Source organism: Azospirillum sp. UENF 112521, assembly GCF_058780665.1.
This window is the reverse complement of record NZ_JBSNCI010000009.1, coordinates 160,996-177,277: the sequence shown is the minus strand read 5'-3', so window position 1 is coordinate 177,277 and position 16,282 is coordinate 160,996. Positions and strand designations below refer to the sequence as shown.

Genomic DNA, 16,282 nt, shown 5'->3' with positions numbered 1-16,282 from the left:
CTGGTTCTGCGGAGAAGGACGGACCTAAATTCGGCGTTCCGCCGTTTCACCCGTCTGTTCCCCCGCTTCCGGCCCGTCCAATGCCTTCCAACCGTCTGCCACATCGGCTGCCCCCCCGGCTTCCCCAGGGGCTGCGCCGCCCCCGCCATGTCTGGATGTCGCCCAGGAACTGGCGTCGGCGCCTGCTGTTCTGGTCCGGTGCCGGCGTGGTCGGTCTGGTCGCCGTGCTGTTCGCCCGCGCCGCCGATTACGCCCAGCAGCTGTTCCGGCTGGCGGAGGCGGCATCGCCCTGGCTGCCCTTCCTGCTGACCCCGCTGGGTCTGGCCTTCTCGGCCTGGGTGGCGCTGCGGGTGGTGCCGGGATCGCAGGGCAGCGGCATTCCCCAGGCCATCGCCGCCCGCCATGTCCAGGATCCGGCGGCCAAGCGCCGGCTGCTGTCGCCGCGCATCGCCGTGGGCAAGATCCTGCTGACCCTGGTCGGGCTGGCCTGCGGCGCCTCCATCGGGCGCGAGGGGCCGACGGTGCAGGTCGGCGCCTCGATCATGCTGATGGCCGGCTCCCTCGCCGGGCTGGGGCGGGAACCCGGTCTGATCCTGGCCGGCGGGGCGGCCGGCGTCGCCGCCGCCTTCAACACGCCGCTGGCCGGCATCGTCTTCGCCATCGAGGAGATGGCCCGCAGCTTCGAGCGGCGGACCAGCGGCCTCGTGCTGGTGGCGGTGGTGGCGGCCGGCCTGGTCGCCGTGGCATTGCTCGGCAACTACGCCTATTTCGGCCACACCGCCGCCTCGGCCAGCTGGCAGGACTGGAAGGCGGTGCTGGCGACCGGCCTCGTCGGCGGGCTGGCCGGCGGCGGCTTCAGCAGCCTGCTGCTGTGGCTGTCGCGCTGGATCCGCTGCGGGGTGGGCGGACGGATTGGCCGCCACCCGGTGTACGTCGCACTCGGCTGCGGCCTCGCCCTGGCGGTCATCGGCACCGTCACCGGCGGACTGACCTTCGGCACCGGCTACGAGCAGGCCCGCGCCGTGCTCGACGGGGTGGAGACGCTGCCCTGGTACTACGCCCCGGCCAAGCTGCTGGCGACCGCCCTGTCGGGCATCTGCGGCATCCCCGGCGGCATCTTCTCGCCGTCGCTGTCGGTGGGGGCGGGCATCGGCTCCATCATCGGCGGGCTGCTGCCGGACAGCTCGCTGGAGGCGGTGGTGCTGCTGTCGATGGTCTCCTATTTCGCCGGCGTGGTGCAGGCGCCGCTCACCGCCGTCGTCATCGTCACGGAGATGAGCGCGTCGCCCGACATGCTGCTGCCGCTGATGCTGAGCGCCGCACTCGCCACCACCCTGTCCCGGCTGGTCTGCCCGCACTCGGTCTACCACGCGATGGCGGACGCCTTCCTGGCGGTGCTGCGCACCGACGAGGCCGGCAAGCCGGCCCCGCCCAAGGCGGCGGCGATCCCGTCGCCGTGACCTGACGCCTCGATAAGCGCCCTCAATAAGCGCTGGCCCGGTCCAGCTGCGCGATGTCGTCGGCCTCCAGCCGCAGCCGGGCGGCGGCGATCAGGTCGCCCATCTGCTCCGGCTTCGACGCGCTGGCGATGGGGGCGGTCAGGCCGGGCCGCGCGATCAGCCAGGCAATCGCCACCTGTGACGGCGTCGCCCCATGCCGGCCGGCGACCTCGTCCAGCGCCGCCAGGATCGCCCGGCCGCGCTCGTTCAGGTATTTCGACACCACCCCGTTGCCGCGCGCACTCTTGCCCACATCGTCTGCCGAGCGGTACTTGCCGGTCAGGAAGCCGGCGGCCAGCGAATAGTAGTTGATGACGCCCAGCCCGTTCTCCCGGCAAATCCCCTCCAGCTCCGCCTCGTAGCCCTCGCGGCTGTAGAGGTTGTATTCCGGCTGGAGCGTCTCGTAGCGGGGCAGGCCGGTGCGGGCGCTGACCTCCAGCGCCTCGCGCAGGCGGGGTGCGGTCAGGTTGGAGGCGCCGATGGCCCGGACCTTGCCCTGGTCGATCAGCTCCTTGTAGGCGCCGAGCGTGTCCTCGAACGGGGTTTCGGGATCGTCCCAGTGCGACTGGTAGAGGTCGATCCGGTCGGTCTGGAGCCGCTTCAACGAGTCCTCCACCGCCGTCCGGATCCAGGCGGGCGACAGCCCCTTCTTCCCCGGCCCCATCTCCGACCCGACCTTGGTCGCCAGCACGATGCGGTCGCGGTTGCCGCGGCTCTTCATCCAGTTGCCGATGATGGTCTCGGACTCGCCGCCCCGGTTGCCGGGGGCCCAGGCCGAATAGACGTCGGCGGTGTCGACGAAATTGAAGCCGGCCTCGACGAAGGCGTCGAGCAGCCGGAAGGAGGTCGCCTCGTCGGCGGTCCAGCCGAACACGTTGCCGCCGAAGCAGAGCGGGGACACCGTCAGGCCGCTACGGCCAAGCTGGCGTTGATCCATTGCATCGTCTCCTTTGAAGATCACGGTCAGGCGATTTCAGGTCAGGCGGTGGGCCGCCCCTCGGAATTCGGTCAGGTAGAACAGCAGGCCGATGGCGGGAAAGGCGAAGCCGATCCAGGTCACCGGTTCCCAGCCGCCGACGGCGAAGGCATAGCCGGCCAGCGCCGAGCCGGCGGCCCCGCCCAGGAAGAAGATCGCCATATAGATGGCGTTCATCCGGCTGCGAGTCTCCGCCCCCAGCGAATAGATGGCGCGCTGCCCCAGCACCATGTTCATCTGCACGCCCATGTCGAGCAGCAGCCCGGCCAGCACCAGCAGCGCAATCGACCCCTCTCCCGCACGCGCCACGAAGAAGGACAGCGCCGCCATCGCCAGCGCGAAGCCGGTGGCCGGCCGGGTCCAGCCGCGGTCGGCGATCCGCCCGGCGATCGGCGCCACCAAGGCACCCGCCGCCCCCGACAGGGCGAACAGCGCGATGCCGCGCTGGCTGAGATGGAAGGGCGCCCCCGCCAGCAGCAGCGGCACCGAGGTCCAATAGAGGCTGAAGGCGGCGAACATCATGGTCTGGTAGACGGTCCGCCGTTGCAGCACCGGTGTGCGCACCAGCAGCCGCCCCAGCGAGCCGAGCAGCGCGCCATAGCTCGACCGGCCCGTCGGCCGCCGCTGCGGCAGCACCCGCCGCATCAGCACGGCGAAGCCGACCATCACCACCGCCGACAGGCCGAACACCGCCCGCCAGCCCAGGCTGTCGGCGATCAGGCTCGACACCGGGCGGGCCAGCAGGATGCCGAGCAGCAGCCCGCTCATCACATTGCCGACCACCTGCCCGCGCGAGGCCTCCGGCGCCATGTGGGCGGCCAGCGGCACCAGCATCTGCACGGCGACCGAGGTGACGCCGATCAGGAAGGACGCCGCCAGGAACAGGGACGCGGTGGGGGCGACGGCCGCCACCAGCAGGGCCGCCACCGTGCTGCACAGGGTGACCACCACCAGCCGGCGGTTCTCCAGCAGATCGCCCAGCGGCACCAGCAGGATCAGCCCGGCGCCATAGCCGACCTGGGTCAGGGTGACGACGAGGCTGGCGGTCTCCGGCGACAGCCCGACCGCCGGGCCGATCAGCCCGACCAGCGGCTGGGCATAATAGATGTTGGCGACCACCACGCCGCAGGCCAGCGCCATCAGCAGGACGAGCGAGCGGGAGAGGGCAGGGTGGGCGGAGTCTTCAGCGGGCAAGGGAGCAGGATGTGGGGCGGCGGTGGGCGGCATCGCGCGGTCCTGTGCGGTCATGGCTGGTCGAAACTGGTCTGGTCGAAACTGTGACAGAACAGCGCACAGCCTATGTCGGCACCCGCGGCCGGCGCATCGCTCAATTGCGCCGCCCGGCCATGCGCGGCCTCATTCGATCTCCGCGCGCAGCCGGTAGAGCCAGTCGCGGAAGGCGCCGAAGCCGCCATCCTCGCGGCGCGAGGCGCGATAGACCAGATACCAGGAATGGACCATCGGCACCGCCAGCGCGAAGGGTGCCGCGAGGCGCCCGGCGGCGATGTCGTCCGCGCTGTAGAGCCGCGGCGCCAGCGCCACCCCGACGCCGTCGATGGCCGCCTGCAAGGTCATGGCATAGCTGCCGAAGGACAGCCCCCGCGTTCCCGAGGCCGGCATCGGATCCGCCACCCCGGCGGCCTCCAGCCAGCGCGGCCAGTCCTCCCCCCAATGGGAGACGTGCAGCAGCGTGGCGCCGGCCAGATCCGCCGGCCCGCACAACGCCGCCGCCAGCCGCGGCGCGCAGACCGGCTCCAGGCTGGAGGAGAACAGCCGCTCCGCCTCATAGCCGGGCCACTGGCCGTCGCCGAGCAGGACGGCGCAGGTCCAGTCGTCGTTCATCGGCGCCCCCGCCCCGCCGGTGGCGATCCGCACCTCGATCTCCGGATGGGCAAGATGGAAGCCCGACAGGCGCGGGATCAGCCAGCGCACCGCCACCGTCGCCCCCATCCCCACCGTCAGCACCGGCCCGGCCCGCATCGCCGCCACCTGCTCGACCCGCCGGGCGATGCCGTCGAACGCCTCGGTCAGCGCCGGCTGCAACGCCCGGCCGCGCTCGGTCAGCTCCAGCGCGTTGGCCCGGCGGTCGAACAGGGCGAAGCCCAGACGGTCCTCCAGCAGCTTCACCATCCGGCTGACCGCCGCCTGCGAGACATGCAGCTCCGCCGCCGCCGCGGTGAAGCTGCGATGGCGGGCCGCCGCCTCGAAGGCGCGCAGCCCGTTCAGCGAGGGCAGGCGGCGCATGCGTCCATCCCCAAGGTCACTCCGATCCCACCCCAACTTTTCCTGGGGCTGAGCATCGAACAATGCCGTTTGCGGCGCAACCATGCGCGTGAGAGTTTCCGGCCATCCTTTCTGAGATTGGGCGATTCATGCTGACGCTTCCGCTGATGGTGGGGCTTGGCCTCACCGTTCTCGTGACCTCGTTTCTGTCGGGCCTGTTCGGCATGGCCGGCGGCATGGTGCTGATGGGCCTGCTGCTGATCCTGCTGCCGGTGCCGTCGGCCATGCTGCTGCATGGCGTGACGCAGTTCGCCTCCAACGGCTGGCGGGCCTGGCTGTGGCGGCGCCATGTCGTCTGGCCGGTCATCCTGCGCTTCGCGCTGGGCGGCTCCGTCGCCGGCCTGCTGTTCGCCCTGGCCGGCGCCGTGCCGGACCGGGCGGTGTCGCTGCTGATCCTGGGGCTGACGCCCTTCCTGGCGCTGGCCATCCCCGCCCGCTGGGCGCTGAACGCGCAGAAGCCGCTGCATGGCGTGCTGGGCGGCTTCCTCTGCATGGGCATCCAGTTGCTCGCCGGCATCTCCGGCCCCCTGCTCGACACCTTCTTCATCCGCAGCGCCATGACCCGGCAGAGCGTGGTCGCCACCAAGGCCGCCATCCAATCGGTCGGCCATCTGGTGAAGATCGTCTATTTCGCCCCGCTGGTGGCGGGCAGCGGCGACGAGACGGTGGAATCGACGGTGATCCTGATGTCGATCGCCATGGCGCTGATCGGCACGAATCTCTCCCGCCGCGTCCTCGACCGCATGAGCGACGCCCAGTTCCGCCTATGGAGCCGCTATCTGGTGATGGGAACCGCCAGCGTCTATCTCGGCCAGGGGCTTCTGCTGCTGGCGGCCCATTGAGAAAAAAAATTATATAACAAAGCTTTATCCTGTTCCTTCTTTCCTATCCTTACTCCCTGGGGGCTACACTCCGGCCCGGTGCGCAAGACAGGCCCGTTCCCCGATCCTTACGGCTTGGGGGCGGGCTTCCTTACATCCTGGGGGCGTCCAAGCGTCCGTGGCTCCTTGCACAGCCCAGAATCGGACGAAGGGCTCTCATGAATGGCCTGATCCTTACCTCTCGGGGGCCTGGATCCGGTTATCAACGCCCCCAAGCCGTAAGGATTGTGCTTGCCCACAGAGCCCTGGACAGCAAAAATGGCGTTGCTCCCCCAGGGAGTAAGGATGGCGCCGCTCTCTCAAGGGCGTCTTTGCGAATCGAGTCGGTGCGATTCGGCACCTGCGGCCATGTCGACAGACCCCTTGGGGCCAGATTCGCGCTGTTGACGCCTTGGGGAAGCCGTTGCGGATCCGGCACTTGGCAAGGCTTTGCGACTCCCTTTCCCTTTTAAGAGGATTCGTCGGCGCGAATCTCCAGAGGAGTCCGCGAGTCGGTGCGAATCTTCCTTACAGGGTGGGGGAAACAGCCTTACCGGGCGGGGGCGATTCGCACACCCCCCGGGGCGTAAGGGTTCCGCCCCCAGGGTGTAAGGATGAAAAGGATTCTGCGGCGCGACCCTTTCCTTACTTGTTTTTCTGGTAAGGATTGATTTAGCCTCCCCCGATTCTGGCGGAGGACGGCTATGGCGGGGACGGGGCGCAGGAAGGCGCGCAGCACGGTGGCGGAGGAGTCCGTCCCGTCGGATGCGGCTGCGCCCATGGCGGCCCCGATGACTGCCGACAGGATTGCGGAATCGGCGAAGGGCGGACCGGGGCTGGTGGTGCTGGGCCCGCAGGATCTGGCCGGCGGTGCTGTGATCGACGGCGACGGCGCGGCGGCCACGCTGCCGGCGGTCAGCGCCGACTCCGCGGCCCCGGTCGCCGGCCTGACCGCCCGCGTCGCCAGCGCCACCTTCGAGCGCGACGGCTACAAGCATCTGATCAAGGCGGCGGAGGCGGTCTACAGCTACCCCGCCAACGGCACGCGGCTGTCGCTGCCGGCGCAGAAGATGCTGAACTTCATGATCCATCTCGCCGGCAGCCAGAATTTCGCCAACAAGCTCTACCGCATGCCCAAGCGCGTGGTGCGCGGCAACCACAAGGGGAACGAGCGCATCTTCGACGCGCTGAAGGAAATCTTCGATTCCAGCCTGGTGGTCATCGGCCCCTTTCGCGGCCGGCGGTCGCGCGCCGAACTGCGCATCCTCTCCAGCTATGTCCGGCCGGAGGAGGAGGAGGACAGCGACGCCGCCGACATCCATTTCCAGTTCACCGACGCCTTCCTGGAAATCCAGCGCTCGTCGCAGCTGTGGGCCAAGCTGTCCGGTCCGGCGATGGTCAAGGTCACCAGCACCTACGCGCTGAAGCTCTACGAGATCGGCATGCAGCGCTACCAGATGGACTATCCGTCGCTGGAGCTCGACATCGACACGCTGCGCAAGCTGATGAACGTGCCGGAGGGCGCCTACAAGGATTTCGGCATCCTGCGCACCCGCACCATCGACCGCGCCATCGCCGAGGTGAACCAGCTCGCCCCCTTCCGCGTCAGCATGCCGGAAGACAAGATGAAGCGGAAAGGCCGCAAGATCGAGGCGGTGACGCTGGAATTCCTCGCCAAGGACGAGGAGGAGGCGGCCGAGACCTATCTGGAGCGCGAACGCCACAGCGCCGGCCGCCGGGCGCGCCGCATCGGCAAGGTCGACACCGTGGCTCCTGCCGATCCGGTGGAGGCCGGCCTCGCCGACTTGGGCCCGCTGCCCGACGCCGACGACGTGACCGCCCTGTGGGCTGCCGTCTTGCACGCCTTGAAGGGCAAGGTGCCCGCGCCGCTGCTGGCCGAGCTGGAGCCGGACCGGGTGGAGGAGGCCCCCCAGGGTGGCCGCCGCCTCGTCCTGATGGCCAGGAACGCCGCCGTTGCCGACACCGCCCGCATGAATCACTGGCCGAGCCTGAAGTCGGCCCTGTCCTCGCTGACCGGCGGGCTGATCGAGGACGTCGCCTTCGAGGTGGCGGCGCGCAAGGCCAAAGTGGCGAAGGCGGTCTCCCCCGAGACGTAAGGATCGGCCCGCCGCGCCTTCGCGTCAGCGTACGAGGACGTGCGCCGCCTCCTTGGTCCGTCCGACCGCGCCGGCCACTTGGCTGACCGCGCTGGAGATGGCGGTGATGTTCGAGGTCACCGTCGCCACGGCGGCGGATGCGCTCTGCATGTTGGACGACATCGTCTGGGTGACGGCGCTCTGCTCCTCCACCGCCGACGCCGTGCCGGTGACATGCTCCCGCACCGCCGCGACCGCCTCGCGGATGGCGCTCAAGGCGGTGGCGACTTCGGTCGAGGTCGACTGGATGCCTTCGATCTCGGCGGAGATCTGCTCGGTCGCCTTGCCGGCCTGGTTGGCGAGGTTCTTCACCTCGCTCGCCACGACGGCGAACCCCTTGCCCGCCTCTCCGGCGCGGGCCGCTTCGATGGTGGCGTTCAGCGCCAGCAGGTTGATCTGGCCGGCGATGCTGTTGATCATCCCGACGATGCCGTTCATCGCCTGGGCCGCCGTCGCCAGCCGGTCGGTGCTTTCCGCCACCGTCACCGTGCGGTCGAAGGCGCCGTCCGTCGCCGCGCGGGCGCGGGTCATGCTTTGGGAAATCTCGCCAATGGAGGCAACCAGTTCCTCGGCACTCGCGGCCACCGCCTGGACGCTGGCCGAGGTCGAACCCGCGGCGTGGTTGGCCGAGTCCGCCTCTCCCATCGACAGGTGAAGCGCCTGATCGACCTCGCCGAAATTCTTGTCGATCATGATCTTCAGGTTGTTCAGCAACTGGACCTGCGCGGTCACGTCGACGGCGAACTTGACCACTTTGACCACCCGTCCCTTCTCGTCGAGAATCGGGTTGTAGGCGCCCTCGATCCACACCGGCTTGCCGGATTTGGCGATCCGCTTGTACTGCGCCGCCTGGAATTCGCCCCGCCGCAGCGTTTCCCAGAAGCGGGCATAGTCCGCGGTGTCGCGATGGGCGGACTCGACGAACATGCCGTGGTGTTTGCCGACGACCTCGTCCAGGCGATAGCCCATCACCGTCAGGAAATTATCGTTGGCCTTGGTGATGACGCCTTCGGTGGTGAACTCGATCACCGCCTGCGAGCGGCTGATCGCCGCCATCTGCGCGGCATAGTCGAGGTTCTCCAGCCGCTCCTTGGCGTCGGCCCATTCGACGACGAAACCGATGCGCTGGCCGTCCTCGGTCAGCGGCGTGACCAGCAGGTCGAACTGGTGCCCGCCGACCTTGATGGTGGCGCTGTGCGGCTTGGTCAGCGCCGCCAGCATGCCGCGTTGATGGCTGGGATTCTTGTGGAAGACGTCGATGTTGCTGCCGACCAGACGATTGACGTCCAGGCGCGGCAACTCCTTGCGCAGATCGCCCTCCGCCTGGCGCAGCAGCCCGACCACCGCGGGGTTGACGTGGACGATGGTCAGATCGGCATCCGCCACCATCACCTTGGCGCGCAGCGCATCGAGCGCCGCCATCCTGCGCTTCAGCGCAAGAGTTTGCTTTCCCCGTCCGAACATCGTTTCCCCCACATGAATGCGCCGGTATGTTTCGGATCCTATTGAAAGCAAAAAAACTGTCTATCAGGGAGAGTCCGGAATTATGCAGAAAAGACAATTACGGGATTGAAACATGGCTTCCCGATTTTAATCTTATCGCAGGCGGATTACCGGCTTGGATTTCATGTATTGTTGCGATGGCGAATGCCGACTTTTATTGATCGACTTGGGAAATAATCATAATGATGGGCATTTAAAAAATACCCGGACGAATTTGGTTGAAGCATGAAATACGGAATATAATTTTAGGGGCGGTTTTCAGAATGCACTGATGCGGTTAGCGATGATGAAGATAGCCGCCGCCGTGAGTAGCGCGAGGATGATGCGCCCCAACCGATCTTGTCGTCGATCCAGGCGTTTGTTGGCCAGCAGCCAAGCGCAGCCGTGCTCAACGATGCATCGGGCCTTGCCGAGCCCAGAGCCGTGGGGCTCGCCGATCTTGCGGATGTGCGGCTGAACTCCGTCACGCAGGCAGAGCCAGCGATTGTCGGCGCTGTCGTAGCCTGCATCGGCGTAGAGCCTGCCGATGGCGGTGCAGACGACCTGGGCCAAGCGCAGCAAGTCCGGGAAGAGCTTGGTGTCATGCACGTTGGCGGGCGAAGGGACGACCACCAGCGGTAGGCCGTCAGTGGAGACCACGACGTGGTACTTGGTTCCGGACTTGCCGCGGTCGGTCGGGCTCGGCCCGGTTAGGTCACCACCGTGCTTGGCCCGTACCGAGCATCTGTCCACCACGACGTTCCAAGCGGCGACGTCGGGGCCGGAGCGCGCCATGCGGATAAGAACGGCATGGACACGACGGAGCAACGCCGTCGTGTGCCACTCGTCCAGGTGGCGGCGCAGGGTCGAGCCCGAGGCACGCCCGTCCGCCGCTCGAAGCTCACGCCACTGGACGCCCTCACGCAGGAAGAAGCGGAGCGTTTCGATGATCTCGACGGGGGGCATTGGCGGACGCCCGGCACCGATAGGCCGATCCTCGATCCGGTCGATGATCCTCGCCACCAAATCGGCAATTGTTGGCCCCATGTCTGCCTCTCTGTGCCAAAGGCACAGGAAACCGACAGCAGATCAGCGGGTTTCCAGAGGGTGATCATCGGATGGAGGTTCTGGAACCGGTCTCTTAGCACCACTTTGGCAGTTCTACTGGCGCCTGTGCGGGACGAGCCAGCACCGACAACAGGGGCATCGGATCGGCACGATCTGATGAATATGCGCGAGAATGGCTCGGCGTACAGCGGGCAGCAAGGCGCTTGGCCAGCACGCTGGGGTCAGGGCGCAGTTGGGGCCGCCAGCGCAGCGGCCTTCCGGCTGGCGCGCGGGGCGCGCTTGGGCGGGTTTGCCGCCAGTTTCGCCTGTCGCGCGGCGACCTCCGCCTGGATGGCGGGCATCGCCGCCTGGGCCGACTTCTGCTGCTTGGGTGTTCCCGCCCGCACCAGCCGCTCGGCATTGGTGACGAGGGTGGAGAGGTCGGCGTCGGCCATGCCGGGAAGCCGGTCGATCAGTTCGGTGGTCATGTAATCATCCTGTCGTGATGGCATTGGCATCGGCAGCGCTGCGGAAGGCAGCGTCGCGGAGCGGGGCGATGCCGGGAACCGGGAACCCCGAAGCGGGGAGCCCGGCTGCGGGTGTGGAAGCTGGACCAGGAGGGGAGCGGACGCCGCGTCATGGTCATAGGCGCGCCAGCCGGCAAGCCAGCTCTGCGCGAGGGCGCTGTCCGTCGGGTGCGGGTTCGATGACCAGGCGGTGCCGGCTGTCGCCGCCAACTGTCCGGTCATATGAGCGACACGCATCCAGGGATCGACGAAATGCCCACGCGACGCCTGAGCTGCTTTCTTTAGGCGCATGCCCACTCCGGTCATTGTTCGGGAAAAATTGCAGCGTCGCGTATTATGGTCTTTTTCTGGAAAATACCAAGCGCACATTTCGGCTGTGCTCGGAAGCATCTGCATCGGCGGCGACGGTAATCCGGACATCGGCCGTCTGTTCTTGTGTCTTAGTGTATCGTCGACGGTCTTTTCTGAACCGTCCATATCGTGCACGGCCGTGGGCGGGGATCTTATGATCGCACGGTCGGCGGAAGGGCCATGGCCCGGAAAGAAACAGTGCGAGCGACTGGCAGAGGGCCTGTTCCCAAGCCGATCGACACCGATGGTTCACGACTTCCCATCATCGGCCAGTTCTGGCCCAACACCTACCGCGTCAAGGAGCGAAAAAGCGCCGTCGCGCCTCATTACCACAAGGCGCCTGTCAATCCGGCCACATCACGGTGGAACTGCCAAAGTAGTGTTAGGGCGCGTCCTCATTCGGCTCGGCGGCGGCTCGACGCATTTCCGTGCCAGCGTGCACGCTATGGATCACGGTACGAGCTTGCCGGATGTTTTGAAGGTCAAGAGCATAGCCGATGCCCGCTTGCTTCAGATCGGCTTCGAACGTATGCACGGCTTTAATCAACTTCTCTCTTGCCTCCCCATGCTCGGGAGCTGACGACAAAGTGATATAGCAACTAAGTTCATAGTCCATGATTTCTTCCCTTCTGGAAGATCAACACTGCAAAATCATTTTCGTCACTTCGGAGAAAACCGTTTTCCAGACATGCAATTTATCGATAAATATTTTCTCATAACTTTCAGTTGTACTGTGCTGAACACCGCCTTCCCCCGAACTCGCTCACCTCGTCGCGGCGAAGACGGCCTTTGCCTTATCTGTGCCAAAGGCACAGGAAATCGACGGCAGATCAGCAGGTTTCTGGAACGGTGATCATCGAATGAGAGTTCTGGAAACCGCCTCTTAAGTTGCGGGATAGAGGAGCGCTGGCCTGGAGGCGCTTCGCCGATTTGCCGATCGGCCGGCACTTCTTTCGGCGTCATCCCCGCGAAGGGCGGAGCCGGCTTCCCTGCCGTGCTCCCGGTTTTGCACAAAATCCACCATAAAGGATCAAAATCCTATAACCTCTCCGCAAACCGTCCACCAGCCTGCGGAGCGACGCCATGGCCCTCGACAGCCGTACCTTCCAGAACGACAATTTCCCCCGCTGGGCCGAAGAGCCGCCGGTGCCCTCGGATGGCTCGCTGGTCCCCGGTTCGCAGTTCCATGAGGAGCAATGGATCATGGCCGCCGGCATGCTGGCCCGCGGCAGCAGCTTCCTCTATGTCGCCCGCGCCATGGGATGCAGCCGGACGACACTCTGGCGGGCCTATTACGGTTCCAAGGATTTCCGTCACAGGGTGTGGTGGGAGCGGCAGGCACTGAGACGCGAGGCCGACCTGCGGCTGTCCTCGCTGCGCAGTCTGGTCGTCGAGCAGATCGAACGGCTGGTCTCCTCCGGCGATCCGTCCACGGTGCGCTGGCTGGCCGACCGGCTCGGCATCCTCGACGGGCTCGCCGACCAGCCGGCGCAACGGCCGGCGCATCAGCCGCAAACATCTCAGCCGTCGGAAGACCCGTCGGCCATGCCTGCTGCCGACCTTGCCGCCGACCTGATTGCCGACCTCGACGACGACAGCATTCCCGGCGCCTTCCGCGAACGCACCCCGCCCGATCCGCGCGCCGTCGCCGCCATCCTCGCCCGCCCGGAAGCGACGGGGCCGAAAGGCGTCTATCCCTACACCCTCAACCCCGACGATCCCTATCCCACCCTCGGCTCGGCGCTGGAGCGCAAGGGCGGAAAGGCCGCCTTCGACCGTCTGTGAGGCGGCCGGTCGTGAGGCGACCGGCCGTGAGGCGGGCCGGTGAACATGGAACAGCAGCCGGAAACCGTTTCACGCTGTTCCATCCCCTCTGATGCCCCCCCGATGCCGCCCGGGATGGCCCCCAGGAGGTAAGGATCGGCGGAATCCTCCCCCGCCGACCTCGTCATCCCATCCCCCGAACCCTCAGCCCTGCTTGGCCTTCAGCGCCGCCAGACGGTCGGACAGGCTGGTCGGCGCCGTCTTGCCCGACGCGGCGGCCAGCGCGGCGGCGATGTTGGGGTCTTCCTTCTCCGGGGCCGACGGGCGCAGCAGCTTGGCCTTGGCGTTGGCGGCCTCCGCCGCGGCCAGATCCTTGGCCGCCGTGTCCTGCATCGCCTTCAGCGCGACGGTCAGGCCGCTGGTGGCGCCGGCGAGGCCGGCGGCCTGGCGGGCGGCTTCGGCCTGACGCTCGGCCATGGCGCGCTGCTGGTCGGCGCGGCCCATGTCGCGCTGGGCGCGGGTCAGCTCGGCGCGGGCGGCCTTCAACTTGGCGCCGGCGTCGGCATAGTTCTTCTCCAGCATCTCCAGGAACTCGCGCGCCTCGACGGCGTCGCGGACCTCGCGCTCGATGTCGGGGGCCATCTCCTCCAGCATGGCGATGACGGTCTCCAGGCTCTTTTCCAGGGCGGCCTTGCGCGACGGATCGGTCTCGGCGTCGATCTGGCGCTGCAGATGCTCGGCGGCGGCCATGCGCTGGGTCGACAGGGCCTTGATCTCGTCGGCCTCGCGCTGCTCGCGGTCATGGATGGCGCGGGCTTCCGCCACCTGCCGGCCAAGCCCGTCGAGATGCTGCTCCATGGTCCGCAGCTCCGCCTCGGTCGCGGACTTCGGATCCCAGCGGACCAGCGCCTCCATGGCGCCCTGGACGGCCTGGTCGGTCTTGACACCCATAAGGTTGCGGATGAAGGCAAGCATGGCTGATTCCTGTCGAAGGAGGGTTGTTGGAGGCGCCCCCGGACCAAGGCCGCGGACGCTTCGCCTGCACAGATGGGGTGGGGGCGATCCGGGAACCAGACCCCCGTCCTTACCTCTCGGGGGCGATTTTCTCTATCCCGCCCCGTTTACCCGGCCCGGCTCATCCCGCCATGGCGGCGGCGTTGATCACCGCCACCCCGAGCTGGACGCCGACCAGCGTCGCCGCCGACGCGACGTTGCCCGATTCGATCTGGCCGCGCAGGTCGCGGATCAGCAGGGTCGCCACGGCGAAGGCGACCAGCTGGAGGATCACCGCCACCACGCCCCACAGCACGATGTCCAGCAGGAAGCTGCTGGTCGCCAGCGTCGCCGCCAGCGGAATGGCGAGCGCCACGATGGACCCGCCCAGCGTCAGGCCGCCGGCGGCATTGCCTTCCGCCACCAGCCGGCGCTCGTCGAAGGGGGTGATGCGGGTGTAGACGGCGACGCCGACCGCCAGAAGCGCCAGCGTGACGGCGAGCTGGACCAGCAGCACCGGAAGGCCGGTGCCGAGCGCGGTCAGGATGGAACCGAAGGTGCTTTCCATGGGGCCGGCACTCTTGTCGTGTGGGGGGTTAGGACAGGGAGAGGGAGGCGGGGTTCACGTCGATGCCGGCGGCGATCTCGACCGACGCGCGGCCGGCGCGCTCCACCGCCTCCACCAGGATATATTCGGTGGCGGGCGCCGGGTCCCCGGCGTTCGTCGGGGCGCCGTACAGCATCGCCTGGCTGGTCACCGTCTCGGTCCCGCGCAGGGTCTGGCGCGCCTCGCTGAGGGTGAAGGGCTGGATGCGGCTGGCGCCCGGCTGCCAGACGCGGGGATAGAGCTTGCCGTCCTTGGTCTGGAACTCCGGCCAGCCGATCATCCCCTCCGCATCATCCAGCCAGAAGCCCCACTCGCCCTCGTCGGACGGGGTGACGCTGTCGATGGGGGTGAAATAGCGGCACTCGTCCGGCTGCCCGTCGGGGCCGAGATGGATCTGGAAGAAACCCCCTCCCGGCAGATGCAGGCGGTAGACGGTGGCCGGGCCGGAGGTGACGGTTCCCACCGCCTCGATCGACACCAGCCGGTCGGTGCCGGTGTCCGGCGCCTTGACCTTGGTGGCGCTCTCCGCCAGCAGGAAGGGGGTGGGGTCGATGGTGACCGTCATGCCCAGCCGGAACAGCGACGGGCTGTAGGCCTTGCCGCCGAGCTTCTGGTTCACATAGTTGCCGAGCGTTCCGAACAGGGGCACGTCGAATCCTCCCTTGGAGCCGGAGCCCTTGGAAACAGGGCTGCCGGCGACTGCATTCGGTTTGGATGGCGCATCCATCCGCCGCCGCGCCCGCCACAGCAGGAACAGCACCGCCGCTCCCAGCAGCAGCAGGCCCCACCACCAGAAGCCGTGCCCGGAGCTGCGCGACGCCTGCGCGGCGCTGGCGCTGTCCACCGAACTGGCCGAACTGGCCGAATCGGCGCGCGCCGAGATCCGCCGGCACGTCGGGCGGCAGCTGGCCGGCCTGGCGCGGGGTGCCGGCCTGGGCCGCCACCGACTGGTCGAGCTGGTCCAGCTTGCCGCGCAGCTCCGCATTGTCGCGGGCCAGCCGGTCGGCCTCCTGGCGCCATTCGCGGTAGCCGGGGTCGTCGGCGTTGTTGTGGAAGAAGGCGGCATGGCCCGGCCGGGTCAGCGTGTCGAGCATGAACCACAGGAACAGCCCGTCCCAGACGCCGAAGCGGCGCGGGGCGCTGACGGTGTAGGGCGGCGGGCTCCAGCCATAGCCGCCATAGGGATTGGCCGGCGCCGGGCGCGTCGACGGCGTGCGGTTAGAGGAGCCGCCCCAGCCCCAGCCCCAGCTGGACCCGCCGGAGCTGCTGGAACTGTTGGACCCGCCGGTCCGCCCCTGGGTGGAGGCGGCGGGCGGCGGCGCGCCCGGCTGGGCCGGCGGGGTGCGGTCGGCCTCCTGCTTGGTGCGGTAGCGGTTCAGCGCATCGGCCGAGCCCTGCTGGCTGAAGGTCCGGTCACCTGCCGAGGTCGGCGGGGCGGCGACCGACGGGGCGCTGTTGCCCGGCCGGGCATAGCCGCCGCTCGAACTCGAAGACCCGCCGGAGAACCAGCCGCCGCCGCTTCCGGTGGACGGCGTCCGCGAGGTGGAGGGGCGGGAGTATCCGCCGCTGCCGCCGCTGCTGCCGACGGACGGGGTGCGCGATGGGCGCGAATAGCCGCCGGACGACCGGCTGCTGGACGACCGGCTGCTGGACCTGGCGCGGGCCTCGGCATCGCCCGGCGCCAGCGTGACGGCTGCTGCGGTGACGGCGATTGCAAGCGGGGCAGGGCCCGCGGGA

At 68.0% G+C, this 16,282-nt stretch carries 15 protein-coding genes; 5 read left to right on the top strand and 10 right to left on the bottom strand.

Annotation, left to right across the window (positions count from 1 at the left end):
* Positions 1-80: 80 nt before the first annotated feature.
* Positions 81-1,460: a chloride channel protein gene (locus ACWPN8_RS32395; RefSeq protein ID WP_492243774.1), complete on the top strand. Its 1,380-nt coding sequence runs from the start codon at positions 81-83 to the stop codon at positions 1,458-1,460.
* Between the two features lie 22 nt (positions 1,461-1,482).
* Here ACWPN8_RS32395 and ACWPN8_RS32390 read toward each other — a convergent pair whose 3' ends face one another.
* The 3 genes from ACWPN8_RS32390 to ACWPN8_RS32380 all read right to left on the bottom strand — a co-directional run bounded on the left by ACWPN8_RS32390 (position 1,483) and on the right by ACWPN8_RS32380 (position 4,719).
* The gene (locus tag ACWPN8_RS32390) at positions 1,483-2,436 is read right to left on the bottom strand and encodes an aldo/keto reductase (RefSeq protein ID WP_492243773.1); all 954 of its coding nucleotides are present in this window, start codon (positions 2,434-2,436) and stop codon (positions 1,483-1,485) included.
* A 36-nt stretch (positions 2,437-2,472) separates the two neighbouring features.
* Positions 2,473-3,723 (bottom strand): MFS transporter, encoded by a 1,251-nt coding sequence (locus ACWPN8_RS32385; RefSeq protein ID WP_492243772.1) that lies wholly within the window; start codon positions 3,721-3,723, stop codon positions 2,473-2,475.
* Between the two features lie 108 nt (positions 3,724-3,831).
* Positions 3,832-4,719, bottom strand: coding sequence for a LysR substrate-binding domain-containing protein (locus tag ACWPN8_RS32380; RefSeq protein ID WP_492243771.1), 888 nt, complete (start codon positions 4,717-4,719; stop codon positions 3,832-3,834).
* Positions 4,720-4,847: 128 nt separating this feature from the next.
* On the opposite strand from ACWPN8_RS32380, the gene ACWPN8_RS32375 reads away from it, so the two are divergent.
* Both ACWPN8_RS32375 and ACWPN8_RS32370 read left to right on the top strand, forming a co-directional pair.
* Positions 4,848-5,600, top strand: a complete 753-nt coding sequence (locus tag ACWPN8_RS32375; protein WP_109490618.1) for a sulfite exporter TauE/SafE family protein — start codon at positions 4,848-4,850, stop codon at positions 5,598-5,600.
* A gap of 722 nt (positions 5,601-6,322) precedes the next feature.
* Complete coding sequence (locus ACWPN8_RS32370) at positions 6,323-7,735, top strand: replication initiation protein (RefSeq protein ID WP_109449286.1); 1,413 nt, start codon at positions 6,323-6,325, stop codon at positions 7,733-7,735.
* Positions 7,736-7,759: 24 nt separating this feature from the next.
* Here the strand turns inward: ACWPN8_RS32370 and ACWPN8_RS32365 are convergent, their stop codons facing one another.
* The 4 genes from ACWPN8_RS32365 to ACWPN8_RS32350 form a co-directional block, all read right to left on the bottom strand.
* Positions 7,760-9,196, bottom strand: coding sequence for a methyl-accepting chemotaxis protein (locus ACWPN8_RS32365; protein WP_492243770.1), 1,437 nt, complete (start codon positions 9,194-9,196; stop codon positions 7,760-7,762).
* A 339-nt stretch (positions 9,197-9,535) separates the two neighbouring features.
* Positions 9,536-10,303: an IS5 family transposase gene (locus ACWPN8_RS32360; protein ID WP_492243769.1), complete on the bottom strand. Its 768-nt coding sequence runs from the start codon at positions 10,301-10,303 to the stop codon at positions 9,536-9,538.
* Between the two features lie 242 nt (positions 10,304-10,545).
* On the bottom strand, positions 10,546-10,791 hold the full coding sequence (locus ACWPN8_RS32355; RefSeq protein WP_109096884.1) for a hypothetical protein: 246 nt from the start codon (positions 10,789-10,791) through the stop codon (positions 10,546-10,548).
* 772 nt (positions 10,792-11,563) lie between these two features.
* Complete coding sequence (locus ACWPN8_RS32350; protein ID WP_109096885.1) at positions 11,564-11,797, bottom strand: hypothetical protein; 234 nt, start codon at positions 11,795-11,797, stop codon at positions 11,564-11,566.
* 467 nt (positions 11,798-12,264) lie between these two features.
* Here ACWPN8_RS32350 and ACWPN8_RS32345 point away from each other — a divergent pair, with 467 nt between their 5' ends.
* Positions 12,265-12,966, top strand: a complete 702-nt coding sequence (locus ACWPN8_RS32345) for a hypothetical protein (RefSeq protein ID WP_492243768.1) — start codon at positions 12,265-12,267, stop codon at positions 12,964-12,966.
* Between the two features lie 183 nt (positions 12,967-13,149).
* On the opposite strand, the gene ACWPN8_RS32340 is transcribed toward ACWPN8_RS32345, so the two are convergent.
* The 3 genes from ACWPN8_RS32340 to ACWPN8_RS32330 form a co-directional block, all read right to left on the bottom strand.
* Positions 13,150-13,920, bottom strand: coding sequence for a hypothetical protein (locus ACWPN8_RS32340; RefSeq protein ID WP_492243767.1), 771 nt, complete (start codon positions 13,918-13,920; stop codon positions 13,150-13,152).
* 160 nt (positions 13,921-14,080) lie between these two features.
* Positions 14,081-14,506, bottom strand: a complete 426-nt coding sequence (locus ACWPN8_RS32335; RefSeq protein ID WP_109448796.1) for a DUF350 domain-containing protein — start codon at positions 14,504-14,506, stop codon at positions 14,081-14,083.
* A gap of 28 nt (positions 14,507-14,534) precedes the next feature.
* On the bottom strand, positions 14,535-15,389 hold the full coding sequence (locus ACWPN8_RS32330) for a DUF2491 family protein (protein WP_492243766.1): 855 nt from the start codon (positions 15,387-15,389) through the stop codon (positions 14,535-14,537).
* Positions 15,390-15,730: 341 nt separating this feature from the next.
* On the opposite strand from ACWPN8_RS32330, the gene ACWPN8_RS32325 reads away from it, so the two are divergent.
* A complete protein-coding gene (locus ACWPN8_RS32325) occupies positions 15,731-15,916 on the top strand; it encodes a hypothetical protein (RefSeq protein ID WP_492243765.1) in 186 nt (61 codons plus the stop codon).
* Positions 15,917-16,282 lie beyond the last annotated feature (366 nt).

Coding starts and splice junctions, on each gene's coding strand:
- ACWPN8_RS32395 (WP_492243774.1), top strand. CDS start 81: ATGCCTTCCAACCGTCTGCCACATCGGCTGCCCCCCCGGCTTCCCCAG.
- ACWPN8_RS32390 (WP_492243773.1), bottom strand. CDS start 2,436: ATGGATCAACGCCAGCTTGGCCGTAGCGGCCTGACGGTGTCCCCGCTC.
- ACWPN8_RS32385 (WP_492243772.1), bottom strand. CDS start 3,723: ATGACCGCACAGGACCGCGCGATGCCGCCCACCGCCGCCCCACATCCT.
- ACWPN8_RS32380 (WP_492243771.1), bottom strand. CDS start 4,719: ATGCGCCGCCTGCCCTCGCTGAACGGGCTGCGCGCCTTCGAGGCGGCG.
- ACWPN8_RS32375 (WP_109490618.1), top strand. CDS start 4,848: ATGCTGACGCTTCCGCTGATGGTGGGGCTTGGCCTCACCGTTCTCGTG.
- ACWPN8_RS32370 (WP_109449286.1), top strand. CDS start 6,323: ATGGCGGGGACGGGGCGCAGGAAGGCGCGCAGCACGGTGGCGGAGGAG.
- ACWPN8_RS32365 (WP_492243770.1), bottom strand. CDS start 9,196: ATGGCGGCGCTCGATGCGCTGCGCGCCAAGGTGATGGTGGCGGATGCC.
- ACWPN8_RS32360 (WP_492243769.1), bottom strand. CDS start 10,303: ATGGGGCCAACAATTGCCGATTTGGTGGCGAGGATCATCGACCGGATC.
- ACWPN8_RS32355 (WP_109096884.1), bottom strand. CDS start 10,791: ATGACCACCGAACTGATCGACCGGCTTCCCGGCATGGCCGACGCCGAC.
- ACWPN8_RS32350 (WP_109096885.1), bottom strand. CDS start 11,797: ATGGACTATGAACTTAGTTGCTATATCACTTTGTCGTCAGCTCCCGAG.
- ACWPN8_RS32345 (WP_492243768.1), top strand. CDS start 12,265: ATGGCCCTCGACAGCCGTACCTTCCAGAACGACAATTTCCCCCGCTGG.
- ACWPN8_RS32340 (WP_492243767.1), bottom strand. CDS start 13,920: ATGCTTGCCTTCATCCGCAACCTTATGGGTGTCAAGACCGACCAGGCC.
- ACWPN8_RS32335 (WP_109448796.1), bottom strand. CDS start 14,506: ATGGAAAGCACCTTCGGTTCCATCCTGACCGCGCTCGGCACCGGCCTT.